This is a genomic window from Oricola sp., from assembly GCF_965230365.1.
GTDB lineage: Bacteria > Pseudomonadota > Alphaproteobacteria > Rhizobiales > Rhizobiaceae > Oricola.
This window is the reverse complement of record NZ_OZ246003.1, coordinates 305611-325697: the sequence shown is the minus strand read 5'-3', so window position 1 is coordinate 325697 and position 20087 is coordinate 305611. Positions and strand designations below refer to the sequence as shown.

Annotated in this window: 24 protein-coding genes; 23 read left to right on the top strand and 1 reads right to left on the bottom strand. The window is 62.0% G+C overall.

All coding sequences use genetic code 11. The features are described 5' to 3' along the window. The first annotated feature begins 15 nt into the window (after nucleotides 1–15). The 13 genes from ACO06R_RS01515 (at nucleotide 16) to ACO06R_RS01455 (ending at nucleotide 10328) form a co-directional block, all read left to right on the top strand. Nucleotides 16–1266: a flagellar hook protein FlgE gene (locus ACO06R_RS01515; protein WP_421855180.1), complete on the top strand. Its 1251-nt coding sequence runs from the start codon at nucleotides 16–18 to the stop codon at nucleotides 1264–1266. 86 nt (nucleotides 1267–1352) lie between these two features. Further along, a complete protein-coding gene (gene flgK / locus ACO06R_RS01510; protein ID WP_421855177.1) occupies nucleotides 1353–2816 on the top strand; it encodes a flagellar hook-associated protein FlgK in 1464 nt (487 codons plus the stop codon). A gap of 4 nt (nucleotides 2817–2820) precedes the next feature. Further along, on the top strand, nucleotides 2821–3861 hold the full coding sequence (locus ACO06R_RS01505) for a flagellar hook-associated family protein (protein WP_421855174.1): 1041 nt from the start codon (nucleotides 2821–2823) through the stop codon (nucleotides 3859–3861). 30 nt (nucleotides 3862–3891) lie between these two features. Beyond that, nucleotides 3892–4239: a flagellar biosynthesis regulator FlaF gene (gene flaF / locus ACO06R_RS01500; protein ID WP_421855171.1), complete on the top strand. Its 348-nt coding sequence runs from the start codon at nucleotides 3892–3894 to the stop codon at nucleotides 4237–4239. After that, nucleotides 4236–4688: a flagellar biosynthesis repressor FlbT gene (gene flbT / locus ACO06R_RS01495; RefSeq protein ID WP_421855168.1), complete on the top strand. Its 453-nt coding sequence runs from the start codon at nucleotides 4236–4238 to the stop codon at nucleotides 4686–4688. Before flaF ends, flbT begins: the two co-directional genes overlap by 4 nt. Nucleotides 4689–4693: 5 nt before the next feature. Further along, the gene (gene flgD / locus ACO06R_RS01490) at nucleotides 4694–5089 is read left to right on the top strand and encodes a flagellar hook assembly protein FlgD (protein WP_421855165.1); all 396 of its coding nucleotides are present in this window, start codon (nucleotides 4694–4696) and stop codon (nucleotides 5087–5089) included. An 88-nt stretch (nucleotides 5090–5177) separates the two neighbouring features. Continuing rightward, on the top strand, nucleotides 5178–5444 hold the full coding sequence (locus ACO06R_RS01485; RefSeq protein WP_421855162.1) for a flagellar biosynthetic protein FliQ: 267 nt from the start codon (nucleotides 5178–5180) through the stop codon (nucleotides 5442–5444). Nucleotides 5445–5591: 147 nt separating this feature from the next. Continuing rightward, complete coding sequence (gene flhA / locus ACO06R_RS01480; RefSeq protein WP_421855159.1) at nucleotides 5592–7676, top strand: flagellar biosynthesis protein FlhA; 2085 nt, start codon at nucleotides 5592–5594, stop codon at nucleotides 7674–7676. Continuing rightward, nucleotides 7673–8428: a flagellar biosynthetic protein FliR gene (locus ACO06R_RS01475; RefSeq protein WP_421855156.1), complete on the top strand. Its 756-nt coding sequence runs from the start codon at nucleotides 7673–7675 to the stop codon at nucleotides 8426–8428. The genes flhA and ACO06R_RS01475 overlap by 4 nt, the downstream gene beginning before the upstream one ends. 6 nt (nucleotides 8429–8434) lie before the next feature. Further along, complete coding sequence (locus ACO06R_RS01470; RefSeq protein WP_421855153.1) at nucleotides 8435–8848, top strand: hypothetical protein; 414 nt, start codon at nucleotides 8435–8437, stop codon at nucleotides 8846–8848. 51 nt (nucleotides 8849–8899) lie between these two features. After that, entirely contained in the window at nucleotides 8900–9460 is a 561-nt protein-coding gene (locus ACO06R_RS01465; protein ID WP_421855150.1) for a rod-binding protein, read from the top strand. Continuing rightward, nucleotides 9457–9852, top strand: coding sequence for a hypothetical protein (locus ACO06R_RS01460; RefSeq protein ID WP_421855147.1), 396 nt, complete (start codon nucleotides 9457–9459; stop codon nucleotides 9850–9852). The genes ACO06R_RS01465 and ACO06R_RS01460 overlap by 4 nt, the downstream gene beginning before the upstream one ends. Continuing rightward, nucleotides 9849–10328, top strand: a complete 480-nt coding sequence (locus ACO06R_RS01455) for a hypothetical protein (protein WP_421855144.1) — start codon at nucleotides 9849–9851, stop codon at nucleotides 10326–10328. Before ACO06R_RS01460 ends, ACO06R_RS01455 begins: the two co-directional genes overlap by 4 nt. A gap of 3 nt (nucleotides 10329–10331) precedes the next feature. On the opposite strand, the gene ACO06R_RS01450 is transcribed toward ACO06R_RS01455, so the two are convergent. Continuing rightward, nucleotides 10332–10745 (bottom strand): hypothetical protein, encoded by a 414-nt coding sequence (locus tag ACO06R_RS01450; protein ID WP_421855141.1) that lies wholly within the window; start codon nucleotides 10743–10745, stop codon nucleotides 10332–10334. A 483-nt stretch (nucleotides 10746–11228) separates the two neighbouring features. On the opposite strand from ACO06R_RS01450, the gene ACO06R_RS01445 reads away from it, so the two are divergent. Genes ACO06R_RS01445 through ACO06R_RS01400 form a run of 10 tightly spaced genes read left to right on the top strand, consistent with a single transcriptional unit; the run spans nucleotide 11229 to nucleotide 19855 of the window. Then, on the top strand, nucleotides 11229–13247 hold the full coding sequence (locus ACO06R_RS01445) for a methyl-accepting chemotaxis protein (protein ID WP_421855138.1): 2019 nt from the start codon (nucleotides 11229–11231) through the stop codon (nucleotides 13245–13247). Beyond that, nucleotides 13241–13579, top strand: a complete 339-nt coding sequence (locus ACO06R_RS01440; protein ID WP_421855136.1) for an STAS domain-containing protein — start codon at nucleotides 13241–13243, stop codon at nucleotides 13577–13579. Before ACO06R_RS01445 ends, ACO06R_RS01440 begins: the two co-directional genes overlap by 7 nt. Further along, nucleotides 13572–13937 (top strand): response regulator, encoded by a 366-nt coding sequence (locus ACO06R_RS01435; RefSeq protein WP_421855135.1) that lies wholly within the window; start codon nucleotides 13572–13574, stop codon nucleotides 13935–13937. Before ACO06R_RS01440 ends, ACO06R_RS01435 begins: the two co-directional genes overlap by 8 nt. Before the next feature lie 14 nt (nucleotides 13938–13951). Next, nucleotides 13952–16237 carry a chemotaxis protein CheA gene (locus tag ACO06R_RS01430; RefSeq protein WP_421855134.1) on the top strand — a complete coding sequence of 762 codons (2286 nt, stop codon included), beginning with the start codon at nucleotides 13952–13954 and terminating at the stop codon, nucleotides 16235–16237. Nucleotides 16238–16241: 4 nt separating this feature from the next. Then, nucleotides 16242–16709, top strand: a complete 468-nt coding sequence (locus tag ACO06R_RS01425) for a chemotaxis protein CheW (protein ID WP_421855133.1) — start codon at nucleotides 16242–16244, stop codon at nucleotides 16707–16709. After that, nucleotides 16706–17587, top strand: coding sequence for a CheR family methyltransferase (locus tag ACO06R_RS01420; protein WP_421855131.1), 882 nt, complete (start codon nucleotides 16706–16708; stop codon nucleotides 17585–17587). Before ACO06R_RS01425 ends, ACO06R_RS01420 begins: the two co-directional genes overlap by 4 nt. After that, nucleotides 17584–18627, top strand: a complete 1044-nt coding sequence (locus ACO06R_RS01415; protein ID WP_421855129.1) for a protein-glutamate methylesterase/protein-glutamine glutaminase — start codon at nucleotides 17584–17586, stop codon at nucleotides 18625–18627. The genes ACO06R_RS01420 and ACO06R_RS01415 overlap by 4 nt, the downstream gene beginning before the upstream one ends. Continuing rightward, nucleotides 18614–19003: a response regulator gene (locus ACO06R_RS01410; protein ID WP_421855126.1), complete on the top strand. Its 390-nt coding sequence runs from the start codon at nucleotides 18614–18616 to the stop codon at nucleotides 19001–19003. The genes ACO06R_RS01415 and ACO06R_RS01410 overlap by 14 nt, the downstream gene beginning before the upstream one ends. Next, nucleotides 19000–19536 carry a chemotaxis protein CheD gene (locus ACO06R_RS01405; RefSeq protein WP_421855122.1) on the top strand — a complete coding sequence of 179 codons (537 nt, stop codon included), beginning with the start codon at nucleotides 19000–19002 and terminating at the stop codon, nucleotides 19534–19536. Before ACO06R_RS01410 ends, ACO06R_RS01405 begins: the two co-directional genes overlap by 4 nt. Further along, entirely contained in the window at nucleotides 19520–19855 is a 336-nt protein-coding gene (locus tag ACO06R_RS01400; protein ID WP_421855120.1) for a hypothetical protein, read from the top strand. Before ACO06R_RS01405 ends, ACO06R_RS01400 begins: the two co-directional genes overlap by 17 nt. Nucleotides 19856–20087: the final 232 nt, after the last annotated feature.

Sequence of the window (20087 nt, the reverse complement as noted above, 5' to 3'; positions counted from 1 at the left end):
TGGAGGGGTGCCCCCATGAGCCTCTATGGCATGATGCGTACAGGCGTTTCCGGGATGCAAGGGCAGGCGAGCAAGCTGTCGACCATCGCCGACAACATCGCCAACGCCAACTCGAACGGCTACAAGCGTTTCGGCATCGAATTCTCCACTCTTGTCGTCAATGCCGGATCGGGCAACTACAACTCCGGCGGCGTCGTCACCACGATCCGGCAGGCGGTCTCCCAGCAGGGTGTGCTGCAATATTCTAACTCCGCCAGCGACCTGGCGATCGACGGATCCGGCTTTTTCGTGGTCCAGGACGCATCCGGCAATTCGTTCCTGACGCGCGCCGGCTCCTTCGTGCCCGATGCACAGGGACAACTGATCAACGCCGCCGGCTACTTCCTGACGGGCTACAGCTATGCGAACGGGGAGCCTTCGGTCGTCGTCAACTCGTTTGACGGGCTGGAGCCGGTCGCGATCACCGGCAGCGAACTGACGGCAACGCCGTCGACCGAAGCCGCATTCGAGGCCAACCTTCCCGCCGAGGCCGTGGCCGTGACCGGCAACCTGCCCTCGGCCAACGCCAGCGACAGCGAGTACACCGAAAAAACATCGATGGTCGTCTACAACGATCTCGGCGGCGAGACGATCCTCGATATCTATTTCACCAAGACGGGCGCCAATGCGTGGGATGTCACGGTGTTCGACCAAGCCGAGGCCGCGCCGGACACCTCGTTCCCCTATTCGGCCGGCCCGGTCGCCACGCAGGCGATCACCTTCGACAGCATGACTGGCGTGATGAGCGGCGCGATGAACATCGCGATTCCGGTTCCAGGCGGGCAGCCGATGACGCTCAACCTCGCCAACATGACGCAGCTTTCGACCGGCTTCATCGTCTCCGACGTAGCGGTCAACGGCAATGGCCCGGCGACCATAGAGCGGGTCGATTTCGCTACCGACGGCACCGTCTACGCCCAGTACACCGACGGCACAACGGAGCCGTTGTTTCGTGTGCCGGTGGCGATGGTCAACAGCCCCGACCAGCTGCGCTCGCTGACCGGCAATGTCTTCGTGCAGACCGACATGTCCGGCGAGGTGCGGCTCGGCTTCCCCGATGAGGGCGGCAACGGGTCGGTCGTTTCCGGCGCGGTCGAGACATCGAATGTCGACATCGCCGAAGAACTGACGGAGATGATCCAGTCGCAAAGGAACTACACCGCAAACTCGAAGGTGTTCCAGACCGGATCGGATCTGATGGACGTTCTCTTGAATCTCAAACGGTAAGGCTTTCCGATGAACCCGTATCGCAAAGCCGGTTGTAAGTCTTCCAGGCCTTCGGCGATCATGCGGGTCCGCGCGGCGATACTGCAATGTCTCTAAGTCTGGCACTTCAGATAGCGCAAAACTCCCTGCTGAACACTGCGCGCCAGACCATAGTGACGTCGCGTAACATCTCTGAGGCATCGAACGAGAATTACGTCACCCGCGATGCCCAGGTGGTCAGCTCCGAGGCCGGCGCGCGCGTCGTCAGCATTCGCCGCGTCACCAATGACGAACTCTTCGTCCAGAGCTTGTCGGCGCGCTCCGACAGCACTTCGCAGTCCTACGTGGCGGACACGACCAACCGGCTGCAGAGCCTGATCAACGGCATCGAGAACTCGACCGCGCCGGCGACGCTCATCTCCGCTTTCGAGGACGCGTTGCAGCTTTATGCGACGGACCCGTCCAACACGCTGCTGGCGTCATCGGCGGTCAGCTACGCCAAGGACCTCGCCGACGGGCTGAACACGGCGTCGCTCGTGGTGCAGGACTTCAGGGCATCGATCGACCAGGACATCGAAACCGCCGTCGGCCAGTTGAACGACCTGCTGGGGCAGTTCGAGCAGGTCAACAACGAGATCGTCCAAGGTACCCGGGTCGGCAACGACGTCAACGACGCGCTCGACCGGCGCGACAGCCTGCTGCGGCAGATTTCCGAGTTTGTGTCGGTCTCCGCGGTGCGCCGCGCCGACAACGACATCGTGCTCTACACGGGGCAGGGCGTGACCCTGTTCGAGACGATCCCGCGCACGGTTTCCTTCGAGCCGCAATCGAGTTTCGCGCCTGGTGTCGACGGTCAAGCGATCAGGATCGACGGCGTTCCCGTGATCGGCGGAACCGGCGGCAACACCAGTGCGACCGGCGCGCTCGCCGCCATGGTCCAAATGCGCGACGAAGTCTCGCTACAGGTGCAAAGCCAGCTCGACGAGATCGCCCGCGGCCTGATCACGACATTTGCGGAAACCGACCAGTCCGGCGGCGGCGGCCCGGCGCTGGCCGGTCTGTTCACCTATGCGGGCGGTCCGGCGCTGCCGGCGGCCGGCACGGTCAGCACCGGCATCGCGATGACGCTCGGCGTCAACGGGCTGTTCGATCCCGACGTTGGCGGCGACCCGCAATTGCTGCGCGACGGCGGGGCCAATGGTGCAGCCTATGTCTCCAACACCACCGGCGGCAGCGGCTATGCCGACCGCCTGATCGGCTATGTCGAGGCCATGTCGGACCCGCTGCCGACCGACATCAATGCCGGAATCGCCGGCACCTATTCGGTCGCCGGCTACGCCGAGGCGAGCCTCGGCTGGCTCGAATCTTTGCGCTCCAACGCCAACGCGTCAGCCGAAAGCAAGTTGGCGCTGTTCGACCGTCTGACCCAGGCGCATCATTCGTCGACCGGGGTCAATATCGATGAGGAGATGGCGATCCTCATCGACCTCGAGCAGTCTTACGAGGCATCGGCGCGCATCCTCGCGGCGGTCGGCGAGATGCTCGACCAGCTTCTGGCGGCGGTGAGGTAAAGCGATGAAGGCATCCCACATCTCATCGCTGTCGGTGTCGCTGGCGCTCAGGACCAGTCTGGCGCGGCTGCAAAACGACCTGCCGCGCCTGCAGACGGAAGTGGTCACCGGCAAGCACAGCGACACCGGGCTGGCGCTTGGCGCAGAAAGCCGCAAACTTGCCGCCTTCAAGAACGACATCAGCCATATCGAGCGGCTGATCGACACCAATGCGCAGGTAGGCACGCGGTTGGCGATGTCTCAGGAATCGATGGGCCGTTTGAACGGTCTCGCCTCGGAACTGATGAACTCCGTGGCGATCGTGATGGGCCAGGAAGGGCAGGACTTCGCCGCCAAGCTGACATCCGACAGCGTGATGGAGGAGATGACCTCGATCCTGAACACCCAGGTCAACGGCGTGTTCCTGTTCGGCGGTGTGAACGCCTCCGACAAGCCGATCGCCGACTATCCCGGCGGCCCGATGGACGCGGCATTCGACGCGGCTTTCGTCGGCTATTTCGGCTTCACGCAAAACGACCCGGCCGCCGCCGCGATCAGCAAGACCGATATCGAGACCTTCCTCAGCACCACCATCGAGCCGATGTTCATGGGTGCCGACTGGGGCCTGAACCTGTCGTCGGCGACCGACGAGACCCAGACCGCGCGCATCTCGCCGGAGGTATCCACATCGGCCTCGGTCAGCGCCAACGAGGACGCCTTCCGCAGGCTGATGATGGCCGCCGTTGTCGGTGCCGAATTCTTCGAAAGCGGGCTTGGCGGCGAGGCGATGCAGGGTGCGTCCGAATTCGTGATCGCGCAGGCCGGCGCATCCGCGGGCGCGCTGACCGAGCTTCAGGGCGAGGTCGGCCTTGTCGAGGAGCGAGTCCGCCGCGCCAACGATCGCCTGGAAGTGCAGATGACGCTGCTCGAGACCTTCGCGGCAGAGATGGAATCCGTCGATTCCTTCGAGGCGTCGATCGAGCTGAACACGCTGCTGACGCAGATCGAGACCTCGTATTCGATAACCGCGCGAATACAGCAACTGTCAATTATGAATTACGTATAGCGTCCAAAGTTAGACCGGTGGGCAAGCAAAATGATAATGTTGAGATACGCTGAAATCGAAGAAGATTCGCCGACCGATGCTCGCGATCGGGAGCGTGAGCTTCTCGACCGTTCCATCGGCCTTTTGCAGAAGGCCACCGAAAAGGGTCCGAAGTCCTTCGAAGCGGTCGAGGCGGTGCATTTCGTGCTGCGCCTCTGGTCGATGCTGCTTGAAGATCTGGCGAGCAACGACAACGCGCTTCCCAAGGAACTGCGCGCCAGTCTGATCTCGATCGGTATCTGGATTCTGCGCGAGGCGGACTCAATCCGGAAGGGGGATTCCTCCAACTTCCAGGGAATTCTCGACATCACGAAAATTATTCGGGACGGGATGCAATGAAGAGTTCATTCAAGATCTTTCTGAAAGCGAACGAGCGTATCTTCATCAACGGCGCGGTGATCCGCGTCGACCGCAAGGTGTCGCTGGAGCTCCTCAATGACGTGCAGTTCCTGCTTGAGAATCACGTTCTGCAGGCCGAGGATGCGACGACGCCGCTGCGCCAGCTCTACTTCATCGTCCAGGTCATGGTGATGTCGCCGAACGACAAGGAAACGGCATTGCCGCTGTTCCGTGAGAGCCTGCCGGCGTTGATCGAGGCATTTTCCAATCCCAAGGTTCTGTCAGACCTGAAGCATGTCGACCGTCTGGTGCGCGAGTCCAAGTATTACGAGGCGCTCAAGACCATTCGCGGTCTGTACGAAGTCGAAGCCGAGATCCTCGGCAGCACACCGATGTCGATCGGCATGCTCGGCGCCGGAGCACCCTTGAAACAGGCAGCAGCGGGGTAGATGACATGACAAGTGTAAACGGCGTCGCCGCCGCGACAACGGCGCAGGGACCGAGCACAGCCAATGTGGTGACGGCAGACTATGAGGCCTTTCTGCGGCTTCTGGTCGCCGAACTGGAAAACCAGGATCCGACCGAACCGATGGATTCCACCCAGTACATCACGCAGCTGGCGACATTCTCCAATGTTGAGCAGGGTATCCAGACCAACGAGAAACTCGATATGCTGCTGCGGTCGGGATACCTGTCGGAAGCCGGCTCGCTGATCGGCCGCACGCTGACGACGCCCGACAACGCGATTTCGGGAACGATCGAGCAGGTGCGGGTGTTCGATGACGGTGTTGTGGCCGTGCTCGGCAGCGGTGTCGAGGTTGCGGTCACCGGCGGCGTGACCATCAGCTAGAGCGTATCCGGGTCAGCTTGAAGCAGCGTCAAGCCGGAGGGCTTATCCATGAACAACGGGCGATTCAGCCGAACCGGGACACGCTTCGGTGAGTGAGGCCGACGCACTCGATATCGTCCAGTTCGCGATCTGGACGGTATTGATGACGTCGGCGCCAGCGGTTCTGATCGCCATGCTGGTCGGTGTCGGCATCGCACTCGTGCAGGCGCTGACGCAGATCCAGGAAATCACCCTGACCTTCGTTCCGAAGATCATCGCGATCCTGCTGACCGTGTCCGTCTCCGCGCCGTTCATGGGTTTTCAGGTCGGCCGGCTGACCGATGTCATTTTCAGCCGGATTTCGACCGGCTTCTGAGCGGCATCGCTGTCTGTTTTCGCCTGATCCAGCAACCTGAGCGCCGGGGCGACCAATCACATTTCGGGGCTTGCCCAAAGCTTGGCGCAAGGAAGCGGTGCTACCGCTTGTCCTGTAGGAAACCGCGCCGCGCAAGGGTAGGCCGTCTTGGCAAATTTGGATGTCGCGACCAAGCCGGAAGTCGCATCGAGCCGTGACATAGCGTTTGCGGTGGGCATCGTCTTGATGCTCACCATATTGTTCTTGCCGGTGCCGGTCTTCCTGATCGATTTCGGCCTGGCTCTGTCGCTGGCGTTTTCGGTACTGATCCTGATGACGGCACTGTGGATCGCCAAGCCACTGGATTTCTCGTCCTTCCCGACGATCCTCCTGATCGCGACGATGTTGCGCTTGTCGCTCAATATCGCGACGACTCGGACAATCCTGTCGGAGGGTCATCATGGGGTCGACGCAGCGGGTCATGTGATCGGCGGCTTCTCGCGCTTTGTGATGAGCGGCGATTTCGTCATCGGCCTCGTCGTGTTCTTCATCCTGGTCGTCGTCAATTTCGTCGTGATCACCAAGGGCTCGACCCGTATCGCCGAAGTCGGGGCGCGCTTCACGCTCGATGCCATCCCCGGCAAACAGATGTCGATCGACGCCGATCTGTCGGCGGGCATCATCGACGAGCAGGAAGCGCGCAGCCGCCGCCGCGAACTGGAGGAGGAAAGCTCCTTCTTCGGCTCTATGGACGGCGCCTCCAAATTCGTGCGTGGCGACGCGATCGCCGGCCTTCTGATCACCGCGATCAACATCGTCGGCGGTATCATCATCGGCTATACGCGCCATGGCATGAGCCTGGGTGAAGCCGCCGAGGTGTTCATGAAGCTGTCGGTCGGCGACGGTTTGGTCTCGCAGATCCCGGCGCTGATCGTTTCGCTGGCCGCCGGCCTTCTCGTGTCCAAGGGCAGCACCGTCGGGTCCGCCGACAAGGCGGTTCTCGACCAGCTGGGCAACTATCCGCGCGCGCTCTATGTCGCCGCCTTCATGCTGTTTGTGCTGGCGATGATGCCGGGCCTGCCTGCGTTTCCGTTCCTGGTTCTTGCCGGCGCCATGGCCGCGACCGCCTATCTGCGGCCGCTGGTCGCGCAGCGCAAGGCCGAGGAGGCGCGCCAGCAGGAAGAAGAGGCCCGCAGCCGCGAGGTCGACGAGGCGCGCGATCCGGTGCGCGAATCGCTGCGCACATCCGAACTGGAACTTGTCCTCGGCAAGCAGCTGGCCGCGCGTCTGGTGCCGGTTCGCGAGGAAATGGCATTTCGCATGAAGAAGATGCGCAAGCGCTTTGCCGGTGACTTCGGCTTCATCGTTCCCGAAGTGCAGATCACCGAGGATTTCGGCATCCATCCCAAGGCCTACCAGATAAAGGTTCACGGCACGGTGGTCGCCGAACACGAACTGCGCATCGGCGAACTGATGGTGTTCGCCGAACCGGCGCAGCTCAAGGGCATACCTTTCGAGACCGTCAAGGAGCCGGCCTATGGCATCGACGCCCTGTCGGTGCCCGAAACCTTCGGCGGCGACCTGAAGACCGCGCGCATTCCAACCGCCGACAATGTTGCTGTCGTGCTGACCCATATCAGCGAGGTGATCCGCAACAACCTGCCGCAATTGTTCTCGTTCAAGACGATGAAGCTGGTCATCGAGGGGCTGGACAGCGAATACAAGAAGCTGATCGAGGAAATCTGCACGACGCATACCTCCTATCCGGGCCTGCAGGCGGTGCTGAAGCTTTTGCTGGCCGAACGCGTGTCAATCCGCAACCTGCCGTTGATCATCGAGGCGGTTGCCGAGATCGTGCCCAACACCCGCCGTTCCGAGACCATCGTCGAACATGTGCGCAGCCGCATCGCCCAGCAACTGTGCGGCGACATCACCGAGCAGGGCGTGTTGCATGTGCTGCGGCTGGGCAATCGCTGGGACATGGTGTTCCGCGAGAGCCTGAAACGTGACGCAAAGGGCGAGGTCGCGCAGTTCGACATCGATCCGCGGCTGCTGGAGGAATTCGGCGCCGATGTGGGCAAGGCGATCGAGGGTTACAAGAAGCAGAACCGGCGTTTTGCGATCATCACCTCGCCGGAGGCGCGCCCCTATGTGCGCATGATCGTCGAGCGGCTGCACCCGGACACACCGGTGCTGTCGCATCTGGAAATCGGCAAGGGAATCGAGATCCGGATCCTCGGAATGGTCTCGTGATTGCCTCGCTGCCGGCCGATGTGCTGAGCGCGTTCCTCGTCTTCTGCCGTATCGGCGCTTGTTTCATGGTGCTTCCGGGCATGTCGAGCGCGCGCGTCTCGCCGCGCATCCGCCTGCTTGCCTCGCTTGCCGTGGCGGTGGTGATCTCCGGCCTTATCGATGCGCCGCTGCAGTTGGCGCTTGTCGCGCCCGCCGCGTCAGTGCTGCTGCGGCTGATTGTCGGCGAGATCCTGATCGGCCTGTTCTTCGGGCTGGTCGCACGGTTCTATCTGCTGGCGCTCGAATTCATTATCACCGGCGTCGGAATGTCGATCGGTTACGGCGGCATGCTGGGCGCGATGGTCGACGGCTTCGAGATGCAGTCGGCGCTCACCGCCTTCATGTCGCTGAGCGCATTGCTGGTGCTGTTCACGCTCGATTTTCATCACGTCGTGATCATCGCATTGCTCGGCTCCTACGACGTCATGCCGTTCGACACGCTCCCCGATATCCGGCTGCTGCTGGTCGACTTGACCGACGTGCTGCGCGAGAGTTTTTTGATCGCGCTGCGTCTCGGCAGTCCGTTCATCGGCTTTGCGATCATCGTCAATCTCGGCGTCGGATTGCTCAACAAGCTCTCCGTGCAGATCCCGATCTATTTCATCTCTCTGCCTTTTGTGCTCTGCATCGGCCTGGTCATCATGTATTTCGCCGTGCCTTATATGCTGAGCCTGTTCGGTCAGGGCTTCACCGAAGTGTTCACGGCAAGGTAGGCCGCGATGTCCGAGAAATCCGACCTGGCCCGACTGGTCCGCCTGCAGAAAGTGATCAAGGCGTTGCGCGAACGCGATCACGTGCAAGCGAACCGGAAGGTCGCCGATGCGGACAAGTCGATCGAGGAACTGAACCGGATGATGACGCAGGAAAACCCCGTCGTCGCCCTGTTCCCGGATTTGCTGGCGCGCCACTTCGAGGAAATGCTGAAGCAGCGGGCGGAGGCATCGCGTGCCGCGCAGGAGACCGCCGACGAGTTGCTGAAGGAAAAGAAGAAGCTCGACAACATGGAGGACCGGCACGAGCGCGCGAAAGGGCTGGAACAACGCGCCCGCGACGCGCGCCTGCAGCACGAGATGCTCGATCAGCGCTCGGCGCGGCCGGTGTCAGCTTCAAGCAAGATTGGCGGGATAACCTGACGCCACACCAATCCCCGGCGGTCTGCGCCATGCCGGGACCCGGGAGACGAGATGGCGGTCGAATTTCCATCCGATATCGTGTTCGACGTCGTGCGGGCTGCGGATCCTGCCCAGGCGCAGAAGGTTGCCCGCCGTTTGTCGACCGGCGCGGACGCCGCCGCGACTGCCCGCTCCGTTGCTGAAACATCGCGCCTCGAGCGCGCCAGCGGGCCGTCGGATGTCCAGTCGGCCGCCAAGGAGTTCGAGGCGCTGCTGGTCGGTGAGATGATCGGCGACATGATGGGCGATGCCGAAGAAAGCTATTTCGGCGGCGGCTTCGCCGGCGGGGTCTGGAAGTCGATGATGGCGCAACAGATCGCAGCCGTCATGGTCGAACGGGCCGATTTCGGCGTGGCGTCGGTCATCAATGGCTACTTCACCCAGGCTGGCGAGGTCATCGAGCCGGTCTCCGGCATCAGCAGCGCAGAACATGCGCCGGCTGAAACGCGCGCCCGTGACGCTGCGCTGTCGACAGCGGGTCAGCTTGACCGCGACTTTGTGCGCGATCTGCTCGGTTTGGCGTCGCCGGCCGATGACAGCATCTTCGAAACCAGACCGATGAGCGGGCGATGACGCGAGTGAATGGCGCACAGCAGGGCACATTGACCAAGCAGCATCTTACGATGCTGTTTGCGCGCATTGGCGCGGTCATCGAGGCTGAAACGAAGGCCCTGAAGGAGAACCTGCGCGGCGATCTCGCCGAGGCCAATGCACGCAAGAACCGTTGTCTCTACGAACTGAACCTGGTTTCCGGCGAGTTGGCGCGGTTTCGCTCCGACCCGCACATTGCCCTGGAACTGAGGGCCTTGGCCGCCAAGGTGGCGGCCAACGAGGCTGTACTGCGCGCCAGAATGCAGGCCACAAAGGACGTCATCGGCATTCTGGGTGACGCTATCTCCCGGGCGGATTCCGACGGAACCTATCCGGCCGCGTCGCGCCTGCCCGCCGGCTACGCCTTCGAATGATCAAGCAGCTGCTTTTCGGCCTGTGGATCGCCGGTATCACGCTGGCTGGTACCTATGCCGGCCAAAGCATGGCGGTTGCGGGCGGCTCTGGAGACAAGGCGGCCGCGGCGGTGCGAACCAATGTCTTCAAGACGGATCTCGTGGCCTTCCCCTATATCGGAGAGGCGGGGCTGGTCGGGTATCTGATGACCCGCTTCACGTTCCGTATCGATGCCAATCTTGAAAAGAAGCTGGCGATACCGATGGACATGGTCATCTATCATGCGATGAACGGCCACTTCTTTGCCGAAGCCGGCAAACTCGCCACGCCGCGGGGCTGGAGCGACTTGCGACAGTCGCTCGATTCGCTGCGCGATGCCGCCAACGATGTCGCGGGAAAGAAGCTGGTCGTCGACGTGCTGGTCGAGCAGCTCGATTTCTTCGACAAGGATCAGGTACGCGTGCCGGCGGTGGTGCGTTTCGAGGAAGAGCTGTAGCGCCTAGTCGATTTCCTCGTAGTACTCGGCGCTGAAGATCTTGAATTTCGGCGTTTCCATTCCGACGCGCGACGCGCAATCGGTCGGCGCTTCGGCCGCGTCCTCGAGTATGCCGGAAAACTCGATGAACAGTTCGCTGGTCACCCGCGCTTGCGCGACCTCGAATTCGGCGCTCGATTCCCCGTCCCTGAAATACTCCACGCGCATCACGCAATAGCCGACGCGCCCAGCGTCGGTGAACACGGAGACTGGTATCGGCGGGAATTTGATGCCTTCGCCCCTGTGCGTCGTCTTTTCCTCTTTCGCCGCGCCGTCATCGGCCGGCGCCGGCTGCGAGACGAAACCGCTCAGCAGGACACCGCCGATTGCGGCGACCATTGCGACCGATCCCGCTATCGAGAGTTGCACCAGGCTCATGGCAGAAGATGTCCGCTTGTGGGTCGTGTCGTCGCGCCGGTATTGGCGGTTGCAAGTTTAGGCGGCGACCGTTGCGCGGAACTGACCAGTGGGCTTTTGCGGATATCTGTTCGGGGCCGCACAGTCGAGCCATGGTGCGGGCGCTTTGCCGCCTTTGGCGCCAACTGCATGCGGCCCGCGCCATGCGAAAAAACGCACGGCTCCCTGCACCGGTTCTTTGGTCTTGTTCGCGCCAGGCGGTCGATCGTTTACCGTTTGCTTTCAACAGCTTGAATGCACCCACTTTGGCGTGTCGCAGCTTTGCATCATTCCGTTGGGACATACTTACTATTAACCGGGAATTCGGCCGATATTAAAGTTTCATTAAGCAAAACAACGATACCAAAATCATCACTTGGGGGCGAAAGCCCGGCATGACGCACCATCCAAGCCCCGGGAGATCCGGAATGTACAAGCATCTCCTTGAAGCGGGGCGGCCAGGGCATGGCGAATGCGCATTCAATTGCGTCAGGAAATGGGAGTGGAAGCGGCAGCCGGCCTGGCCTGGCACGCGGCCTGACGCTCCTTGCCATCGCCAGCGCAACGGTTCTTCTCGCAATTTCGCTTGCCGCCGGACTCTGGGCCGGTGCCGGCCGGATCGGTAGCGACGACTATCAGCGCATAGCTGCCGGCAATGAACTGATTGCCGACACGCTGCCGCCGTCGTCCTTCGTGATCGGCGCCTATCTCGACATCGTGCAGGCCGCGCGCGAACCGCAAAACCGCGAAGCCCATTTCGCCGCGTATCGCGGGCACAAGAGCGATTATTTCAAACAGCTTGAACACTGGAAAACCGCGCCGATCCCCGATGATTTGCGCAAACTGCTCGCAATCGACTCGCCGACCATACTCGACCGGTTCTGGATAGAGGCGGAAAACAACTTCTTCCCGAAACTGGAAGGCGCCACGTCTGCGCAGGGCGGCACCGATGAAATCGTCCAGTCGGTCGGCGTTCTGACCAGCCGTTTCCGCGCGCATCGCGCGATCGTCGAGCGGGCCGCCGACATGGCCCGAATATATGTTCTGGAGGCGGAGCAGGCAGCCGCTTCGCGCAATGCCTTTCTGGGTTGGGTATTCTATGCGGCCGCCGGCGGTTCCGCCCTGCTCATTGCCGGGCTGTTGTTCCTGTTTGGCCGAAATGTCTCCCGGCCCATGCGGCAGATTGCCGGCTACATAGCCGGCCTTGCCGACGGAGGGACCGATATTGAAATTCCGTGCACGGCGCGTGCCGATGCAATCGGCGAGGTTGCGCGCGCGTTGGAGGCGTTCCGGCATGTCGCGGAAAGCCAGCAGGAAGCCGAACGTGCGGAAAACGAGGCGCGCGAAAACGCAGCGCGGACCAGGGCCGAGGCCGACGCCGAGCGCGAAGCGCGCGCTAGTGAGACCGATGAGGCGGTGGCCGCGCTCGCGGCCGCATTGAACCTGCTGGCCCAGGGCAATCTGGAATGCCGGATCGACGCGCAATTCGCCGATGAGTTGGAAAGTCTGCGCGGCGATTTCAATAACGCTGTCGAAACGATCGACGGCGCTTTCCGGCGCATGACCGAGGCCGTGGACAGTATGGACGGCAGCGGCCGTGAAATCGCCACGTCATCCAACGAGCTTGTGTCGCGCACCCAGCGGCAGGCCGAAGCCATCGACCGGACCGCCGCGACGCTCAAGGAAATCTCCTCCACCGTCGAGAAGTCGTCGCAGGGCGTCGAGAACACCCAGACGCTGGTTGGCACCGCCAAGGAAGATGCCGAGACCAGCGGCGAAATCGTCAAGCGCGCGCTCGAAGCGATGTCCGAAATCGAGAACTCGTCTGGAGAGATCAACAAGATCATCTCGGTCATCGATGAAATCGCCTTCCAGACCAACCTGCTGGCGCTCAATGCCGGCGTCGAGGCGGCGCGGGCTGGCGATGCCGGCAAGGGATTTGCCGTCGTCGCCCAGGAAGTCCGGGAACTGGCGCAGCGGTCGGCTTTGGCAGCCAAGGAAATCAAGACGCTGATTTCCCGATCGTCCGAGCAGGTCGCCAACGGCTCCGATCTCGTCAACAAGACCGGCGAAACGTTGCACAGCATCTCCGACAAGGTCGTCCAGATCTCCGGTGTTGTCGATGAAATCGCAGGCGGCGCGCGCGACCAGGCCCAGGCCCTCGATCAGTTGAGCACGGCTGTCGGCGAAATCGATCGCGAAACCCGCGAGAATGCCGGGCTGGCGGAACGCACGCGTGACGCCGGTCGCGAACTCGGCGCCGACTACCAGGCGCTCATCCGGGTTCTGGCGCGGTTTCGGGCCAGCCACCCCGATATCGCCGATTTCGACGATGCGCCGCGCGAAAACACCCGCGCGCGGATCGTTCACTCGTCTGAGGCGCCGCGCCGCGCTGTCCGCGCCCATGCCTCCCGTACACCAAGATACCAAACACACGGAAACGCCGCACTCCAAAACGACTGGGAGGACCCCGATCAATGGTGAAACAAGTGGCCGAGAACCCGCTCGCCATCCACATGGAGGCCAGTGAAAGCGCCTGCCTGCTGACGCTGCCCGAAGCACTGCCGGGCGAAGATGCCGGAAATATCGCAGACGTGATCCTCAACGTGAGGAACAAGCCGCTCAGCATCGATGCCGGAAAGGTAGAGCGCGTGGATACGCCATGTATTCAGGTTCTCATGTCTGCGGCGAATCTTTGGAGAGAGGATGGGGAGGTTCTTCACTTCTCTGAAAAATCAGGGACATTCGGTGAGAGTATTTCAACTCTTGGCCTGACACTAGCTGACTTGGAAGCCGGAGACGCTAACCATGCATAAGAAGGTACTTACAGTGGACGACTCGCGGACGATGCGGGAGATGTTGCGGCATTGCCTCGCCGGCGCGGGATTCGATGTCGTGACCGCAGAGGATGGTGCCGACGGGATCGACAAGCTCAAGGAAACCCGGCCGGATGTCGTGATCACCGACATCAACATGCCGGTCATGGACGGCTTCGAGTTCATCGAAAGTGTCCGCCAGTCGAGCGAATACAACCGCATTCCGATCCTCGTGCTGACGACCGAAAGCGCGCCGGAGAAAAAGCAGCGCGCGCAAGACGCCGGCGCAACCGGCTGGATCGTCAAGCCGTTCGATCCAGAAAAGCTCACCCGCGCAGTGAACCGGGTCATGCCGTAGGACGGATAGGGACAATGAGCCTCGAAGACATCAAATACACTTTCTTTGCGGAATGCGCCGACCAGATGTCGGACCTGGAGACCGGATTGCATGAAATCCAGGCATCCGGGGCGGATATCGAGACGGTGAATTCGATCTTCCGTGCCGTGCATTCGATCAAGGGCGGCGCCGGCGCATTCGGCTTCAATGCGCTCGTCAGCTTCGCGCATGTCTTCGAGAATGCGCTTGATGTCATCCGAAACGATCTGAGCGAGATCAGCGAACCGCGCATGGACCTGCTGATGCGTTCGGTCGATGTCCTGTCCGACATCATCGAGGCCGAACGGTCGTCCACCGAGCCAGGGGATTCCTCCGCGCTCGCCGCCGAACTCGAAGCCGCCTTCGGGCTCTCGGCAGCCGGCGACGAGGCCGGGGAAGCCGAAGAGGAGGTCGATTTCGCGCCGGTGATGATCGATCTCGGAGCGCTCGATGTCGCCGATGCACCGGCGGGCCGCACCTTCACCATCGATTTCGCGCCGCATGCCAGCCTCTACATGAAGGGGCACGACCCGCTGCGTTTCATCCGCGAATTGTCCGATCTCGGCGATGTCGCGACGACCTGCATCGCCGACAATCTGCCCAAGCTGTCGGAAATGTCGCCCGACGAGAGCTATCTCAAATGGCGTTTCACGGTCCAGACAGAGAAACTCCGCGACGATATCGAGGCGGTCTTCGAATGGGTTGAGGGCGAGTGCGATCTCGTTATCGAGGAAGACGGCGAAAATGTTGATGACGCCGCCAGTCTCGACGATTTTCTTGACATGATCGGCGGCGATGAGCCGGCCGATGCGCAAGCCGCGATCCCCGAGGAAGACGATTTCGGCCAGTCGCCGCTGTTGTCGGCAGACGGTGAGCCAGCGCTTGCCGAGCTTCCCGCAGCCAGCGCCGAGCCGGAAGTCGACCCGGTCCTGTCCGTGGTCGCCGATGCGCCCGATGCTGCCGCCGACGCAGCCCCCGATGCCGAAAAGGATGCGCCAAAGGCGTCTTTTGACGAAGCCGGCGGCGGCAACGAGGCATCCGCCGGCCAAAAGCAGGACAAGAAGGACGCCAAGAAGCCGAGCCAGACGATCCGTGTGGAATCGGAGAAAGTCGATCGCCTGATCAACCTCATGGGAGAGCTTGTGATCAACCAGGCGATGCTCGCAGAGCGCATCGGCCAGGCCGGCTTCGGCAGCGCTGCGCCGACGGTGCTCGCGCTTAACGAATTGCAGAACCTGACCCGCGAGATCCAGAGCGGCGTCATGGCCATCCGCGCCCAGCCGGTCAAACCGGTCTTCCTGCGGATGTCGCGGGTGATCCGCGAGGTTTGCGCGGCGACCGGCAAGAAGGCACTGCTGACGCTGGAGGGCGAGCACACCGAGGTCGACACGACAGTGATCGAGGGGCTGTCCGATCCGCTGACCCACATGATCCGCAACGCCGTCGACCACGGCATTGAAGACCCGGAATCGCGGGCTGCCAAGGGCAAGCCCGCCAGCGGTACCGTGCGGCTTTCCGCCTATCACAGCTCCGGGCGGATCGTCATCGAGATCCAGGACGACGGCGCCGGTATCAACCGCGAGCGCGTGCTCGCCAAGGCCGTTGAAAAGGGCATCGTTTCGCGCGACGCCAAGCTGTCCGACGACGATATCGACAACCTGATCTTCGCCCCCGGCTTCTCCACCGCCGAGGCGATCACCGATGTTTCGGGGCGTGGCGTCGGCATGGATGTCGTGCGCCAGTCGATCCAGGCACTGGGCGGTCGGGTCAACATCTCTTCGAAACCCGGCGAGGGCTCGCTGTTTTCGATGACATTGCCGCTGACGCTCGCCGTTCTCGACGGCATGATTGTCACGGAGGCCGGCCAGACGCTGGTGCTTCCCGTCTCGGCCGTGCTTGAAACGGCGACGATCAAGCCCGGCGACATCTACACGATTGGCAAGAGCAATCGCGTCATCAAGATGCGCAACACCCTCATCCCGATTATCGATGTCGGCCAGCAACTTGGCTTCTCGGAGCGCCGGTCCGATTTCACCAAGGGCACGATCCTGGTCGTCGAGGGCGGCAAGGACGGGATGGGCGCCTTCCTGGTCGATTCGATCGAAGGCCAGCAGCAGGTCGTCATCAAGAGCCTGGAAACCAACTATCAGCGCGTCCCCAGCATTGCCGCGGCCACGATCCTCGGCAACGGCCAGATCGCGCTGATCCTGGATGTCGACTACATCGTGTCGAATCAGGCGCCCGAGTCGGCTTCCGGCCTTATCGACACGATGGCGGGGTGACGGCATGAACCAGAATACAGACATCGCCAGCACGGGCCGCAAGGAATACATCACTTTCAGGATCGGCGAGCAGGAGTTCTGCGTCGACATCACGGCGACCCGCGAGATCCGTGGCTGGAGCCATGCGACATCGTTGCCCTACTCGCCGGACTACATCATCGGCGTGATCAACCTGCGCGGCTCGATCCTGCCGATCATGGACCTGTCGGCGCGGCTTGGCATGGGGCGCAGCGAGCCCTCCGAGCGCCATGTCATCATCGTCGCCAATGTCAGCGAGCGGTTCATCGGCCTGTTGGTGGATTCTGTCTCCGACATCCTGAACGCCGGTTCCGACGATCTTCAGGCGCTGCCGAGCGGCGGATCGCCGGACGAGGAAGAGGTATTCCGGCGCGTCGTCGTTATTGAAAACCGCCTGATCAGCGAGATCGCCCTGGAGGCGATCATGCCCGAACTGGAGTCTGTTGCCGCATGACCGCGATCCGCAAACAAGACCAGCTGGATGGCTCGCACACGAGCCGCGAATTCGCACTCTCCGACAAGCAGTTCGCGACGATCTCGACGCTCGTGAAGTCGGAGGTCGGCATCAACCTGACCGAGGCGAAACGCGATCTGGTCTATTCGCGTCTGGTCAAGCGCCTGCGCAGCCTGCGCATGGAAAGCTTCGGGGCCTATCTCGAACTCGTGGGTTCGACGTCGGGCACCGAAGAGCGCAGCGAACTCATCTCAGCGATCACGACCAACGTCACCAATTTCTACCGGGAACCGCATCATTTCGACCACCTGAAGTCGACGGGCATTCCGGACATGATCCAGCGCATGGCCGCCGGCGAATCGGGTCGGATCTGGTCGGCCGGCTGTTCGGATGGCCGCGAGCCCTACACCATTGCCTGCACGCTTCTGCAGGCGGTTCCCGACGTCGCCGGGCGCAACGTCCGTATCCTGGCGAGCGATGTCGATCACAAGTCGCTGGCCAAGGCAAAAGCCGGCCAGTACGGCACCGAGATGGTCGAGCGGATGCCGCGCGACGTGCTGGACCGCTTTTTCCGGCGCAACGCCGACGGCGCGGAGGCCGGCGCCGAGATCAAGGCGTTGATCGCCTTCCGCTTTCTCAACCTGCTCGCCGAATGGCCGTTCAAGCAGAAGTTCGACATGATCTTCTGCCGCAACGTGCTGATCTATTTCGAGCAGGACCTGCAATCCACGCTGATCGCCCGCTTCTGCTCCGTGCTGAAGCCCGGCGGCTACCTTTATATCGGCCACTCGGAGCGTGTCAGCGGTTCGGCCGTCGCCAGCCTTCGCCAGGTCGGGGTGACGACTTACAGGCACGAACCGAACGGAGCGCACCAATGACCGTCCGCGCAATCGTTGTCGATGACTCGCCGTCAATGCAGGCGCTGATCTCGGCCGTCTTGAACACCGATCCCGAAATCGAGGTGGTCGGAACAGCGGAAAACCCGGACGAGGCGCGGCAGATGATCAAGACGCTCAATCCGGACGTGATCACGCTCGACATCGAGATGCCGGGCATGAACGGGCTCGATTTTCTGGAGCGGCTGATGCGGTTGCGGCCGATGCCGGTCGTTATGATCTCGAGCTGGACCCGCAAGGGCGCCGACGCGACGATCGCGGCACTCGAACTCGGCGCGTTCTCCTGCCTGCCCAAGCCGCGCATGGATGACGAGGCCGCGTTGCGCGAGATGTGCGAGAACGTCAAGGCCGCCGCCGCCGCCAAGCATGCGATCAGCCAGCGCAACAATGCGGCGCCGGTCGCCAAGCAATCCGGCAAGCAGGTTTCCACGCGCCTCGACATCGTCGCCATCGGCGCCTCGACGGGCGGGGTCGAAGCCCTGACCGAGGTTCTCAGCGGCTTTCCCGCCGACTGTCCGCCGACCGTGATCACACAACACATGCCCGAGCATTTCACGAAGAGCTTCTCGGAGCGCCTTAACCGCCTGTGCGCGCCGACGGTCGTGGAGGCCGAGGACATGATGCCGCTGCAGCGCGGGCATGTTTATCTTGCGCCGGGCGCCATCGGTCACCTGACGGTTTCGGACCGGACCGAAGCGCGTTGCCGCATAAGGCGCACGGAGCCCGTTTCGGGGCACATGCCTTCGGTCGATGTGATGTTCGAATCGGTCGCCCAAGTCTACGCGAGACGCTCTGCCGCCGCCTTGCTCACCGGTATGGGAAGCGACGGCGCCAACGGCATGCTCGCGCTGAAGGATGCCGGCGCCCACACAATTGCCCAGGATCGTGCAACCAGCCTCGTCTATGGCATGCCGGCTGCGGCCGCACGCCTCGGAGCTGCGAACCGCGTACTCCCGTTATCAGAAATTGCCGCAGTCCTGCTGGCTGGGCCAACGGAGGAAAGACAAAGTGTCTGTGCTTAACGTCTTGAGGATGATGGTCATCGACGACCACATTTCGAGCCGAATGGTAACCGTGGAGGCGCTCCAGTCGTTCGGTATCAAGAACATCAGCGTCGCCAAGGATGGGCGCGAGGCGTTCTCGAAACTGGTCGCCGAGCCGGTGCATCTTGCCATATCCGATCTCTACATGCCGGATGTCGACGGCTTCCAGCTTCTCAAAGCGGTGCGGGCGCATCCGAAGATCGCCAAGACCGGTTTCATCATCCTGACCGGCCGCAAGGACAGCAATGTTGTCCAGAACGCCGTCAAGCTGGGTGTCAACAACGTGATCGCCAAGCCGTTCACGCCGGATGTGCTGAAGAAATCCATCGAGTCAGTTGTGGGACGTTTGAATTGAGCACCATTACCTCAAACCGGATTCCGATCGTTCAGGGCGACTTTGCCGTCTCCGATATCGAAGGCGCGGTGATCACCACCGTGCTCGGCTCATGCGTGGCGGCATGCATGTACGACCCGGTTATGAAGGTCGGCGGCATGAACCATTTCCTGTTGCCTGGAAATCCGGCCAAGGGCGGTTCGGACCAGTCCCGCCGGTACGGTGTGTTCCTGATGGAAAAGCTGGTCAACGGTCTGCTGGAAAAGGGCGCGTTGAGGAGCCGGCTTGAGGTCAAGTTGTTCGGTGGCGCGCAGGTTCTGGAAGCGCGTAGCGACACCGGCGCGAAGAACTCCGATTTTGCCACCAACTTCGTTCGCAACGAGGGGCTTGCGCTGATCAGCACAAGCCTCGGCGGGCTGCAGGGCCGGCGGGTCGAGTTCGAGCCGTGCACCGGCCGGGCCAGGCAGAAGTTCATCGGAATGGCGGTTCCGGAGCCGGAACCGAAGAAGATCACCAAGGAACTGGAGAGTGTCGGCGATGTCTGCTTCTTCTGAGCAGCCGAATGAAGAAACCGGTCTCAGCACTGCTGAAGCCGAAATCCATCAGCATGAACTGGTCGGGTTGCTGACAAGGGAACTGGCTCTGATCGCCGGCGAGATCGAGGATCTGCCGATCGGCTATGGCGATTTGTCTCACGAGCAGATCGTGGCAATCCAGAAGATCGATTTCTGCCGCCAGCGCCTGATGGAAGTGACCAAGATCATGAACAACGCGTTCGGATCGGATGCGGTATCGACGCTGCATGATCTCGAAGACATTCTTATCGATGTCGGTCTGGAACACACGCTGGACGCGTTTCGCCGCTCCTCCTGAGGCGCTCCGATCCAGGCGGTTCTCGCCGTTCGCGAAGTTTTACGCAAACTCGTCCGCCGGGTAACACTGGCGCGCCGATTTTGACGGTGATGGTGAGTACTGCCTCTTGCTAAAGGGAACAAAAGCTCCGATAGCCTTGGGCTAGCCGGGAAAGGCTGGCGCTGCGAAGAACCCTGTTTCGCATGGTGATCGACGCAGCCGATTTGAGATACTTGGAGCTGACTGGCATTAT